Origin of the sequence: Collinsella sp. AF33-16, assembly GCF_003475325.1 — a bacterium.
Classification (GTDB): Bacteria; Actinomycetota; Coriobacteriia; order Coriobacteriales; family Coriobacteriaceae; genus Collinsella.
Window position 1 is genome coordinate 44755 of sequence record NZ_QRQC01000010.1, and the last position, 11505, is coordinate 56259.

The window sequence follows — 11505 nt, forward strand, 5'->3', positions numbered from 1 at the left end:
AAACTACTAAAGAGCCCCGTCCGGATGTTTCTTCCGGGCGGGGGCTGGCGCTAGCGTATGGCTTTGTAAGTCTTTAGGCCTCGTCGACAATCTTTAGTCCGCGGGTCTGGTCGATCTCGTTGAGGAGATTGACGCGACGCTCGTGGCGGCCGCCCTCAAACTCGGCGTCGAGCCATTCGTCGACAATCATCTTGGCGAGCTCGGAGCCCACGACGCGGGCGCCAAAGGCCAGCACGTTGGTGTTGTTGTGCATACGGGAGAGCTTGGCGCTGAAGGGCTCGGAGCACACGACGGCGCGTACGCCCTCGACCTTGTTGGCAGCCAGGCTAATCCCGACGCCGGTACCGCAGATCAAGATACCCAGGTCGACGTCACCGTTGGCCACGGCCTTGCCCACCTTGTAACCGGCGATGGGGTAGTCGAAGCTCTCGGAGGTGTCGGTGCCATAGTTCACGACCTCGCAGCCGCGCTCCTTCAGGTGCTCGGAAATGATGTTCTTGAGCTCGACGGCGGCGTGGTCGTTACCGATACCGATCTTCATGAGTGGTTCCTCTCTGGTCCGTGCGGCGGAATTGCTAAAGGTTTTACCGCGTTCGACTGCATGATAGCGCGACTTTTGTGTAAACGCTCGGGCGTTTTTTGGTCAAACGCTTAAGCATGCAACAAGACCTGCTTTTCATGAATGAATGCCGCCAGTTTGTGCTTGAGCGCCGTCCGCCGGAACCGTGGTTGCGGTTTTTGATGCATTGTTATCAAATAAAGGAGCTAACTTTTTTGAGAGACCAGCCCGTTATGCAAGCAGGAGATACCTATGCCTACCGATTCCCTTCGTGATGCCGCGTTTTGCGATGTTTTGAACCGCGAGCTTGTCTGTGCGCTCGGCTGCACCGAGCCTATTGCCGTTGCCTATGCAGCGGCGTTGGCGAGCCAGACGCTCGGTTGCGAACCCGATCATATGGACGTTGCCTGCTCGGGCAACATCATCAAGAACGTTAAGAGCGTGACCGTGCCCAACTCGGGCGGTATGCACGGTATTGAAGCTGCAGCCGTGCTGGGTGCCGTGGGCGGTGACGCCAAGAGCGCGCTTGAGGTGCTCGAGAGCGTTAACGATGAAGACCGCGCTCGTGTGGCCGAGCTCCTCGCCGACGCCGGCTACTGCGATGTGTCGCTTGTCGAGGGTGTGCCCAACCTCTACATCAAGGTGACTGCGACGGCCGGGGGCCATACCGCGGTCGTCGAGATTACCGATCACCACACTAATGTCACGTGCCATACGCTCGACGGTATTCCGGTATGCGGCAAGTCGGCGGGGGAGTGCGCCGCCTGCGCCGAGCGCGTGGTGGCCGAGCGTGCGGCAGATAACGCCGATACGCCCATGTCCATTGATTCCATCATCGACTTTATCGAGGACGGTGACATTGAGGGCGCCCGCGCTGCCGTTGAGCGTCAGATTGAGCTGAATGGCGCAATCAGTGCCGAGGGCCTTGCGCACGCTTGGGGCGCCGAGGTGGGTCGTACGCTGCTGGGTGCTCGTGCCGATGACGTCGCCTGCCGTGCCCGTGCCCGTGCGGCCGCCGGGTCCGACGCCCGCATGAACGGTTGCGCGCTGCCGGTCGCCATTGTGTGCGGCTCGGGCAATCAAGGCATTACCTGCGCATTGCCCGTCATGGAGTATGCCGAGTACCTGCGTTGCGACCACGAGCGTCTGGTACGCGCCGTGATGCTGTCCGATCTTATCGCCGTGCATATCAAGAGCTATATTGGTGCGCTTTCGGCGTTTTGCGGTGCTATTTGCGCCGCGTGCGGCGCCGGCGCTGCGATTACCTGGCTGTGCGGTGGCACGCGCGAGCAGATTGGCGCGACGGTCTCGAATACGCTCGGTAACGTGGGCGGCATCGTGTGCGACGGCGCCAAGGCGAGTTGTGCCGCCAAGATTTCGGCTGCCGTCGATGCGGCGATTCTGGGACATGACATGGCCATGCAGGGGCGTGGCTTCCGTGCCGGCGAGGGTTTGATCCAGGATACCGTCGAGCAGACGATTGCCAGCATGGGCTACGTGGGCCGTGTGGGTATGAAGGACACCGACGTCGAGATCCTCAACATCATGATCGGCAAAACCCAAGTGTGCTAGGACAGTTCGTCGGCTACTTGGTGTTCGTAGAAGGCTTCTACTACGGCGTTAAAGTCGCGGGCGAAGCCTTCCATGGTTCCGCGCCAGGTGACTCGGTTGGGCTTGCCCCGGCCTACATAGGCAGTCTGAATGCCGCAGGCGGGGTTAGGGAAGTCGCGTTTGGGATCGTTGCCCACCATAAGGACCTCGTGCGGTTCGAGCCCCATCACCTGAAGCTGCTCTAGATAGTAGGTGGCATCAGGCTTGCAGCGGGTGGCGTTTCCCATGTGCGTGACGAGCTCAAAGGGGGCGTCGGCCAGGTCGCCCCAACCCATGCGGCACTCGATGGCCCCCTGCGGAAAGCTGGGGTTGGTAAAGAGCGCGCAGCGCAGCCCTGCGTCCTGTACGGCCTGAAGCGCGGCGTGTGCGCCCGGCATGGCATGGGCGTTGATGAGTTCGTCATTCTTGTACGGAAGAACTTCGCGGTCGTAGTAGGTAAACGCCTCGTAGATAAGTGGGTCCGAGAGGCAAATGCCGCATCGGCGCTCGACCTCTTCTTGGTAAAACTCAAGATTGGTGCGATTGTCCGTGCTGCTGCGGCGATTGGCGTTGAGGTCGACCAGGATGGTGCCGAGGCGTGCCATCGTGCCACCGCGGCTGCGGCGCCCGATATCCGCGAGCATCGAAGAGACATCCTTAAAATAGCGAAGGATGAACGCGTTGAGGTTGATGCTAAGAAGCGTTTCGTCCATATCGAAAACGACTGCTTTGAGCACGCGGGCACCTTTCTCGAAAAATCGATCTAGAATCGTTGACTCCGGATACTTTACCCCAAAGCCGAATGCCTGGCTGGTTATCGTCAAGTTGCGGAGACGTGTGTTCATAAGATTACGAAAAAGTCTCCACACGAGTAAAAAATCGCAGTTCACGCTTGAAATCGAACTCATTTCCCCGTAACCTATACGAACGTGATTGCATAAGCGTCACATTAGTATCTGTCGGCTCCCGAGTGTTCCTAAACGTTGTGTGCTTGTCGCACCCTTCTGTAGGTCCTAGCAATCGGGGCCCCGTAGTTCGAAAGGGGTCCACCTTTGAGTGAGATTCAGAACTCGTCCATTTTCTCTCTTGACGATGTCAACGAGGAGGAGATGAACAACCTCATCGACGGTACGATTACCGACTTTGATGAGGGCGATCTCGTTAACGGCACTGTCGTTAAGATCGAGCATGACGAGGTGCTCGTTGACATCGGATTCAAGTCCGAGGGCGTTATCCCGGTCCGCGAGCTGTCCATCCGCAAGGACGCTAACCCTGCAGACATCGTTGCACTCGGTGATCCCATCGAGGCTCTGGTTCTCCAGAAGGAGGACAAGGACGGTCGTCTGGTCCTGTCCAAGAAGCGTGCCGAGTACGAGCGTGCTTGGAACCGCATCGAGGAGAAGTTCAACTCCGGCGAGAACGTCGAGGGCGAGGTTATCGAGGTTGTCAAGGGCGGCCTGATCCTCGACATCGGCCTGCGTGGCTTCCTGCCCGCTTCCCTCGTCGACCTCCGTCGCGTCAAGGACCTCACCTCCTACATGGGCACCCGCATCGAGGCCCGCGTCATCGAGATGGACCGCAACCGCAACAACGTTGTCCTCTCCCGTCGCGTCGTGCTTGAGGAGTCCCGTAAGGCCGAGCGCTCCGAGATCCTGTCCAAGCTCAAGTCTGGCATGCGTCTCCAGGGCACCGTTTCCTCCATCGTCGACTTCGGCGCCTTCGTCGACCTCGGCGGTATCGACGGCCTCATCCACATCTCCGAGCTCTCCTGGAACCACGTCAACCATCCTTCCGAGGTTGTCAAGGTCGGCCAGGAGGTCGAGGTCGAGGTTCTCGACGTCGATCTCAACCGCGAGCGCATCTCCCTGGGTCTCAAGCAGACCACCGAGGATCCGTGGCGCGCACTGGTCAAGAAGTACCCCGTCGGCGCTATCGTCGAGGGCACTGTGACCAAGCTTGTCCCGTTCGGCGCTTTCGTCGATCTGGGCGAGGGCATCGAGGGCCTGGTGCACATCTCCGAGATGGCCAACAAGCACGTCGATCAGCCTTCTCAGGTCACCCATGTGGGCGACAAGGTTCAGGTCAAGGTCATGGAGATCGACCTCGACCGTCGTCGTATCTCCCTGTCCATGAAGTCCGCTGCTGAGACTCTGGGCGTCGAGATCGAGGTTACCCCGCTGCCTTCCGAGAAGAAGGACGAGGAGACCGACACCGAGTAAATCGGTTTGACGATCACTTGTTTTAAGGGATCCGTCCGTAATGGACGGGTCCCTTTTTGCATTTGCTGCTGATGCGCGCGATGCTGCTCGTGCGCAATGATGTCCGGGCTGTCCACAGGCTATTGGGTTGTCGGTGCATGAAAAATGCCGACATCCCGCCTCGGGGAGGAGGCGGGAACACACCGAGTAGACGGAGGGGTGCGGAGCGCGGTCGCGTCTCGACTGACGACGTTGCCCATCGACGACCCTATTGTACTGCATGGGCGCTTCTTGGTTTATCGTGTCGAACGCTTGTGTTGTGCCATTGCCTGCGGCAACGGTGTGCTACACTCTTGCACTGCTGAGTGGGCCAGACGGTCGCGCGATGTGCTGCTTGCGGCACGCGTGAGGAAAGTCCGGGCTCCAGAGGGCGGGATGCCGGCTAACGGCCGGGCGGAGTGATCCGACGGAAAGCGCCGCAGAAAAGAAGACTCCCACCTGCGCCGCAAGGCGTAAAGGGAAAAGCTGAAACGGTGGTGTAAGAGACCACCAGCGTCGTGGCAACACGGCGGCTTGGCAAGCCCCATCCGGAGCAAGCGCGAATAGGAACGCTATGGGCCGGCCCGGTCCGCGTTCGGGTAGCGTGCGTGGAGCTGCACGGTAACGTGCAGACAAGATAAATGACCGTTCACGACAGAACCCGGCTTATAGGCCCACTTGGCATTTTTGTTACCCTGACAATCGGTACGGCCTTTGCCGTATTATTGAAGCTGTTCGTTGCTGCGCTTTATTTTGTTGAGGGGCTTTGTTGGACAGCTATTTTACTCTGCAATCGAATATTGAGGCTTCGGGCGAGTTTGTGGACCGCAAGAGCCGGTTTATTGCCCAGCTGGTCCATATTGAGTCCGAGGACGAGGCGAATGCCTTTATCGAGATGGTTCGCAAACGTCATTACGACGCTCGACACAATGTTCCCGCGTGGATTTTGGTCGATGGACGCGAGCGCCAGAGCGACGATGGTGAGCCGAGCCGCACGAGCGGTATGCCGACGCTCGAGGTGTTGCGCGGTGCGGAGCTCAAAAATGTTTGCTGCGTAGTGACGCGCTATTTTGGCGGCACGCTGTTGGGGCCGGGCGGCCTGGTTCGCGCCTATACTGCGGCGACGCAAGCGGCGGTGGCCGCGGCTCAGGAGGCCGGGCAGATCGTCGAGATGACGAGTGTCGTGCCTGTTGACGTGCATGTGGCCTATCCGCAGTATGAGCAGGTGCTTCGCTTGGCCCAGGATTCCGGTGCCAAGGTTTCGGATACCGAGTACGCGGATGCCGTGACACTTCATTTGGTGTTTAAGGCGGGGGAGCAGGAGTCGTTTTGCGCTAAGATGCGCGAGCTTATGGCGGGGCGCGAGGAGATTGAGGTCAGCACTCCCGAATTTGCCGAGTTCTAACGGCGACGGCCGGCGTGCTTTTGGACGGATCCCAAGCACACCGACCGTCGTTTTATGTCGCTGCCGTTTACTCGGCGAGCTGCTTTAGTACATCACAGGCGATTTCGACGGCATCGTCGATGCAACCGGGACAGCTGCGGAGCGGACCCTTGTCCGATCCGATGCCCTTGAGCGTGCCGCAGACGGTCGTCGTGTTCTTCTCGCCAAAGCGCTTGGCAATCTCGCGCGACAGTTTGTAGGTCTGGCCCTTGGTCTTGGGGTTTTCCATGCCATCGCTCATTACAAAGCCCATGATGGCCACGGCGCCCGAGATGGCACCGCAAGTTTCGGTCATGCCGCCCATGCCGGCGCCAAAGCCCTCGGTGAGGGTAAAGGCGACCTGGGGGTCGAGCCCGACGGCGGGCGCGAACGTGCAGGCGACGGCCTGCGCGCAGTTAAAGCCGCGGGCGTGGTATTCGGCAGCCTGAGCCTGGCAGGTGGCAGTGTTGAGCTGAGTGGTATCAGTCTGCTTCATCGGTGTCTCCTTGATTGCGGTGTACCCGCCTATGGTACCCTTGCTGGCGCATTCGCTTATCGAGACCGCAGTGCATATCTCATTGTTTTTCGCCATCGAACACTTTCTTAAGATTTGGGACAAATAAACCTGATTAATTTGTCCCATAACCTATCGGCGGGATGGGTTGAGAGGGGTGCGGGGTAGCGGTATCGTAAACCGAATAAAAACAAAACCCAAGTAAGGGAGTTGGATATGAGCGAGCAGACCATCGGAACTACATGTGTTCAGGGCGGCTATCATCCGGGCGATGCGGAGCCGCGCCAGGTGCCCATCTACCAGTCCACCACGTGGAAGTACGACACGTCCGAGCACATGGGCAAGCTGTTTGACCTGGAGGAGTCGGGCTACTTCTACAGCCGCCTGCAGAACCCCACGTGCGATCTGGTCGCTGCCAAGATCTGCGAGATGGAGGGTGGTACCGCGGCGATGCTCACGAGCTCGGGCATGGCTGCGAACTTCCTCGCGATCTTTAACGTTGCCGGTGCCGGCGATCACGTGGTCGCAAGCTCTGCCATCTACGGCGGTACCTACAACCTGCTCGCCCACACCATGGGTCGTATGGGCGTCACCTGCACCTTTGTTGCCCCCGACTGCACCGATGAGGAGCTCGAGGCCGCCTTTAAGCCCAATACCAAGCTCGTCTTTGGCGAGACGATTGCCAACCCCGCCCTTGCCGTGCTCGATATTGAGCGCTTTGCCAAGGCCGCGCATGACCACGGCGTGCCGCTGATGGTCGACAACACCTTCCCGACGCCCGTGATGTGCCGTCCCTTTGAGTGGGGCGCCGACATCGTCACGCACTCTACCACCAAGTACATGGATGGGCATGCGGCCTACCTGGGTGGCGTGATCGTCGACCACGGCCAGTTTGACTGGATGGCCCATGCAGACAAGTTCCCGGGTCTCACCACGCCCGACGAGAGCTATCACGGCGTGACCTATGCCGAGAAGTTCGGTCGCGAGGGTGCCTTCATTACCAAGGCAACCGCTCAGCTCATGCGCGACCTCGGCCCCATGCAGAACCCGCAGGCGGCCTTCTTCCTGAACAGCTCGCTCGAGAGCCTGCATGTACGCATGCCGCGTCATTGTGAGAACGGCCTGGCCGTTGCCAAGTTCCTGCAGAGTCATCCCAAGGTGCGCTTTGTGAGCTATCCGGGCCTGGAGGGCGATAAGTACTATGACCTGGCTCAGAAGTACATGCCCAACGGTACCTGCGGCGTCGTGAGCTTTGGCTTTAACGGTGGTCGCGCGGCGGCCGAGACCTTTATGAAGAGCCTTAAGCTCGCCCAGATCGCCACGCATGTGGCAGACGCCCGCACCTGCTGCCTGCATCCCGCTAACGCCACGCATCGCCAAATGAACGATGAGGAGCTCATCGCCTGCGGCATCTCCGCCGACATGGTGCGCCTGTCGTGCGGCCTCGAGGACACGGCCGATCTGATTGCCGACCTTGAGCAGGCGCTCGAGCAGTGCTAGGCTAGCGTTCGCACAAGTCGCCGATGCTGGCAGAAAGCTTCGGCGACCTTTAGTTCCGATTCCGTAGGCGGGACCCCAATCGCGACTGTTCGCAGGCGATTGGGGCCCCGTTTTTGCGTTGCACCACTCGAAAGGATGGATATGGAGAAAACTGCAGAGCAGCTGCGCCGCGAGCACATTGCCCTTGAGGGCGACACCCATGGCAAGAACAAGTGGGCGATTCTGTTTACCGTGCTCATCATGACGTTTATGGTGTGTCTGGATTCGACCGTCGTGACCGTGGCGCTGCCCGTGATACAAAAGGAGCTGGGTGTGGGCCTCGATCGCATTCAGCTGGTAAGCTCGGTGTATCTGCTTGCGACATGCGTGGCTATGCTGCCGTTTGGCCGCTTGGGCGACGTGCGCGGCAAGGTGGGCGTATTCCAGCTGGGCGTAATCGTTTTTACGGCCGGCTCGCTGCTTTGCGGCCTTTCGAGTTCGCTCGAAGTTCTTATTCTGGCACGCATTGTGCAGGGCGTCGGCTGCGCGGCGGCCATGGCTAACAACATGGGTATCATCACCGAGTCGTTTCCGGCGCGCGAGCGCGGTCGTGCCATGGGTATTCTCGCGACCTTCGTGGCCCTCGGCATGATGTGTGGCCCCGTGCTGGGCGGCATGCTGGTGGCAAGCTTTCCCTGGGAGAGCATCTTCCTCATCAACCTGCCCATTGGCGTCATCTCGTTTATCGTGGGGCTCTATACGCTGCCGCATGTTAAGCCGGAGGCTGGCGAGCGCCCCATGTCCCTGATCGAGGCTGCTCGTCGCTGCTTTGCAAATTCGGCCTTCACCATCAACCTCGCCTGCATGCTCATCGTGTTCGTTGGTATTGGCGCATCCGAGTTTATCCTGCCGTTCTATTTTCAGGACGCCCACGGCTTTGGTTCCGACATCTCTGGACTACTCTTTTTGGCGTTGCCGATGGTGAATGCCTTTATCGGCCCGCTTTCGGGTACGGTTTCGGACCGTGTTGGCTGCGAGGGCCCCACGGCGGTCGGCCTGGGTGTGTACGTGTGCGGTCTCTTTGCGGTGAGCACGCTCAACGAGCATTCCTCCATCCTTGTGATCGTGTGCTGCGTCGCATTTATGTCGCTCGGTACGTCGATTTTCCAAAGCCCTAACAACTCCCTGTATATGGGTTCGGCCCCGCGCGAGGCGCTCGGTTTTGCGGGCAGCTTGGGCAGTTTGGCGCGCTACGCTGGCATGGCATTCGGCATTACGGTGGCGTCGCATATCCTGTATGGGCAGATGAGCGTGGCGATGGGCGAGGCCGTAACCAGTTTCGTTGCAGGCCGTCCGGATGTATTCCTATTCGGTTTTCGCTCGGTGTTCTACGTGCTTATGGCTGTGGCCGCTGTGGGTTTTGCGCTCGCCATGGTGCGTTTGGTGAGGATGCGCGCCCGCCATTAGCGTGTTGGGAGGCTGCCTGCCACGTATTCGCGCCGTCCCAAAAAGACTGGTTTTTGGTGCGATGCGGCTTGTGGGACAGGCGGGGGTCGGTCCGTGGTAGACTATCGAACAACGTTTATTAATCGCGCGGTATCGTTGCCGCGAGAAGGGGTTGCGCCATGCAGGAGCTTGAGGATCGTATTCGCCATGACGGCATCGTAAAGGCCGGTAACGTCCTTAAGGTTGATGCCTTCCTCAACCACCAGTGCGACGTTGAGCTGTTCGACCACATGGGCGCCGAGTGGGCCCGTCTGTTCAAGAATGTTGAGATCAACAAGATCCTGACGATTGAGGCTTCGGGCATTGGTATGGCTTGCATTGCAGCCCAGCACTTTGGCGGCGTGCCGGTGGTCTTTGCCAAGAAGGCCCAGTCCATTAACCTCGACGGCGAGCAGTATGCCACGACCATCTACTCCTTTACCAAGCAGAAGGAGTACCCGGTCATCGTTGGCAAGCGTTTCTTGTCCGAGGGCGACAAGGTCCTGATCATCGACGACTTCTTGGCCAACGGCTGCGCGCTCGAGGGTCTTATCAAGATCTGCGAGGCTGCGGGTGCCGAGGTGTCCGGTATTGGCATTGCGGTGGAGAAGGGCTTCCAGGGCGGTGGCGATAAGCTCCGCGAGCGCGGCTTCCGCGTTGAAAGCCTAGCCCGTATCGCCGATATGGACTGCGATACCGGCGAGATCACCTTCGCCTAAGCGCGCAACACAAGCGATTGGTATGCGATGTGACAAAGGGACTTTCCCTTTGTCACATTTTTTATGAGGGGAGGTGTTGATATGGATGAGAACAAGATGGGATGGCGTGAGTATGCGCGCTATGCCGCGATGGCGGCCGAAGAGTTGGCGCGCGATTGCGAGGTTCAGGTGTTTCGCGCGACGGGTCCGGGCGGACAAGGCGTGAACACGACGGACTCGGCGGTGCGCATGAAGCACGTGCCCACAGGGATTACCGTGACGGCGCGCGAGAGCCGCAGCCAGTTCCAAAATCGCGCGAGCTGCCTGCGCAAGCTGCGCGCCGAGCTCGAGCGTCGCGGGCGTCCACCGCGCCGACGCGTAAAGACCAAGGTGCCCCAGCGCTCTCGCCAGCGCAGGCTCAATGACAAGCACTTCAACGCCATTAAAAAGGCCAACCGTCGCAAGCCGGGCAGCGACGAGTAGTCGTTTGTTCCACTGGCCTTGCTAGCGGGTAGGGTGCCAAACTTGGAGAGCGCTGCCGAGGACGTCGACCTCGATGCGCGAGGCGACAACGGGCTCGCCGTCGGCCTGGATGGGGTAGTCGGGCCCCTCAAAGGTGAGCTCGGCATGGCGGCAGCGGCGCATGCGTACCGGCGGAAGCTTGGTGTGGTGGCCGTCTTTGGCCGAAAGGAACATAGGCAGGGCAACCGCGCGAGGGACGGGGCCACAGGCGTAGCAGACGTCGAGTATGCCATCGCAGGGATCGGCATCGGGGCAGATGCGATAACCCGAGCCATACGTGGGGCCCAGCTGAATCGCCATGATGATCGCCCTCACGCGCTCGGCGGGCGCGCCGTCAAAGCTGACCGTCATGGGGTAGTTGCGATAGCGCAGGCCAAACTGCTCAAGTCCCGAGAGGGTGTAGAGCGGAGCGCCCGTCAGGCCGGTCTTTTTGCGCAACTCGGTGGTGCCCAGGCCGATGGCGGCATCGATGCCGACCGAAAGCGTCTGGTCGTAGTACTCAACGGTAGCCTCGCCGCTGCCGCTCGCAGGGCTCCACGAGCGAATGCGCCCGATGTCCTGACGCTGCAGCTCGCAGGTGAGCAGCGCGCCATAATCCTTGCCGGAGAAATCGTCGATGCCGAGCGTCTGGGCAAAATCGTTGCCGGAGCCCACGGGCAGGACGGCAAGAGCGGGGCGGGCGTCCTCCTTTTGCGTCATAAGCCCGTTGACGACCTCGTGAATCACGCCGTCGCCGCCGAGTGCGATAACGGTGCGATAGCCCTGAGCCTGTGCGGCCAGCTCCTTGGCGTGTCCCATACGCTCGGTCAACACCAGGTCAAACTGGGATGCGCGTGCAGTCATGTCCAAAAAGCGTTGCAGGCGCTCGGCAACTTCGCGTGCCGCACCCGACTGGGCGGCTGGGTTGGCGATGATGAGCGTGCGACCAAAATCAGTTGCGTGCATGGGGCGACTCCCGGCGTATAACGTGACGGTGCGGTCGCGCTCGGGTCGAATTG

General features: G+C 60.0%; 10 protein-coding genes, 1 other RNA gene and 1 pseudogene. 8 read left to right on the forward strand and 4 right to left on the reverse strand.

Annotated features, from left to right (window positions below; translation table 11 throughout):
* Positions 1–73: 73 nt before the first annotated feature.
* On the reverse strand, positions 74–541 hold the full coding sequence (rpiB, locus tag DWZ52_RS05090; protein ID WP_117629409.1) for a ribose 5-phosphate isomerase B: 468 nt from the start codon (positions 539–541) through the stop codon (positions 74–76).
* 270 nt (positions 542–811) lie between these two features.
* On the opposite strand from rpiB, the gene DWZ52_RS05095 reads away from it, so the two are divergent.
* A complete protein-coding gene (locus DWZ52_RS05095) occupies positions 812–2131 on the forward strand; it encodes a serine dehydratase subunit alpha family protein (RefSeq protein WP_117798200.1) in 1320 nt (439 codons plus the stop codon).
* Here the strand turns inward: DWZ52_RS05095 and DWZ52_RS05100 are convergent.
* On the reverse strand, positions 2128–2886 hold the full coding sequence (locus DWZ52_RS05100) for an HAD family hydrolase (protein ID WP_118385049.1): 759 nt from the start codon (positions 2884–2886) through the stop codon (positions 2128–2130). The genes DWZ52_RS05095 and DWZ52_RS05100 overlap by 4 nt on opposite strands.
* 315 nt (positions 2887–3201) lie before the next feature.
* Here DWZ52_RS05100 and rpsA point away from each other — a divergent pair, with 315 nt between their 5' ends.
* The 3 genes from rpsA to DWZ52_RS05115 all read left to right on the forward strand — a co-directional run bounded on the left by rpsA (position 3202) and on the right by DWZ52_RS05115 (position 5791).
* Positions 3202–4368 carry a 30S ribosomal protein S1 gene (gene rpsA / locus DWZ52_RS05105; RefSeq protein WP_118385050.1) on the forward strand — a complete coding sequence of 389 codons (1167 nt, stop codon included), beginning with the start codon at positions 3202–3204 and terminating at the stop codon, positions 4366–4368.
* Between the two features lie 341 nt (positions 4369–4709).
* An RNA gene (gene rnpB, locus DWZ52_RS05110) (RNase P RNA component class A) lies at positions 4710–5071 on the forward strand.
* Between the two features lie 81 nt (positions 5072–5152).
* On the forward strand, positions 5153–5791 hold the full coding sequence (locus tag DWZ52_RS05115) for a YigZ family protein (protein WP_199410607.1): 639 nt from the start codon (positions 5153–5155) through the stop codon (positions 5789–5791).
* A 67-nt stretch (positions 5792–5858) separates the two neighbouring features.
* On the opposite strand, the gene DWZ52_RS05120 is transcribed toward DWZ52_RS05115, so the two are convergent.
* Entirely contained in the window at positions 5859–6305 is a 447-nt protein-coding gene (locus DWZ52_RS05120; RefSeq protein WP_118385051.1) for a C-GCAxxG-C-C family protein, read from the reverse strand.
* A 234-nt stretch (positions 6306–6539) separates the two neighbouring features.
* On the opposite strand from DWZ52_RS05120, the gene DWZ52_RS05125 reads away from it, so the two are divergent.
* From DWZ52_RS05125 to DWZ52_RS05140, 4 genes and pseudogenes are all read left to right on the forward strand, one after another.
* A complete protein-coding gene (locus DWZ52_RS05125; protein ID WP_117803349.1) occupies positions 6540–7823 on the forward strand; it encodes an O-acetylhomoserine aminocarboxypropyltransferase/cysteine synthase family protein in 1284 nt (427 codons plus the stop codon).
* Positions 7824–7964: 141 nt separating this feature from the next.
* Entirely contained in the window at positions 7965–9269 is a 1305-nt protein-coding gene (locus DWZ52_RS05130; RefSeq protein ID WP_118385052.1) for an MFS transporter, read from the forward strand.
* A gap of 158 nt (positions 9270–9427) precedes the next feature.
* Entirely contained in the window at positions 9428–10006 is a 579-nt protein-coding gene (locus tag DWZ52_RS05135; RefSeq protein ID WP_117803347.1) for a xanthine phosphoribosyltransferase, read from the forward strand.
* Between the two features lie 153 nt (positions 10007–10159).
* Positions 10160–10468: pseudogene (locus DWZ52_RS05140) on the forward strand (peptide chain release factor-like protein); the annotation flags it as partial.
* A gap of 21 nt (positions 10469–10489) precedes the next feature.
* On the opposite strand, the gene DWZ52_RS05145 reads toward DWZ52_RS05140, so the two are convergent.
* Positions 10490–11452, reverse strand: a complete 963-nt coding sequence (locus DWZ52_RS05145) for a diacylglycerol kinase family protein (protein ID WP_118385053.1) — start codon at positions 11450–11452, stop codon at positions 10490–10492.
* Positions 11453–11505: the final 53 nt, after the last annotated feature.

Coding starts and splice junctions, on each gene's coding strand:
- DWZ52_RS05130 (WP_118385052.1), top strand. CDS start 7,965: ATGGAGAAAACTGCAGAGCAGCTGCGCCGCGAGCACATTGCCCTTGAG.
- DWZ52_RS05125 (WP_117803349.1), top strand. CDS start 6,540: ATGAGCGAGCAGACCATCGGAACTACATGTGTTCAGGGCGGCTATCAT.
- DWZ52_RS05135 (WP_117803347.1), top strand. CDS start 9,428: ATGCAGGAGCTTGAGGATCGTATTCGCCATGACGGCATCGTAAAGGCC.
- DWZ52_RS05120 (WP_118385051.1), bottom strand. CDS start 6,305: ATGAAGCAGACTGATACCACTCAGCTCAACACTGCCACCTGCCAGGCT.
- rpiB (WP_117629409.1), bottom strand. CDS start 541: ATGAAGATCGGTATCGGTAACGACCACGCCGCCGTCGAGCTCAAGAAC.
- DWZ52_RS05145 (WP_118385053.1), bottom strand. CDS start 11,452: ATGCACGCAACTGATTTTGGTCGCACGCTCATCATCGCCAACCCAGCC.
- DWZ52_RS05095 (WP_117798200.1), top strand. CDS start 812: ATGCCTACCGATTCCCTTCGTGATGCCGCGTTTTGCGATGTTTTGAAC.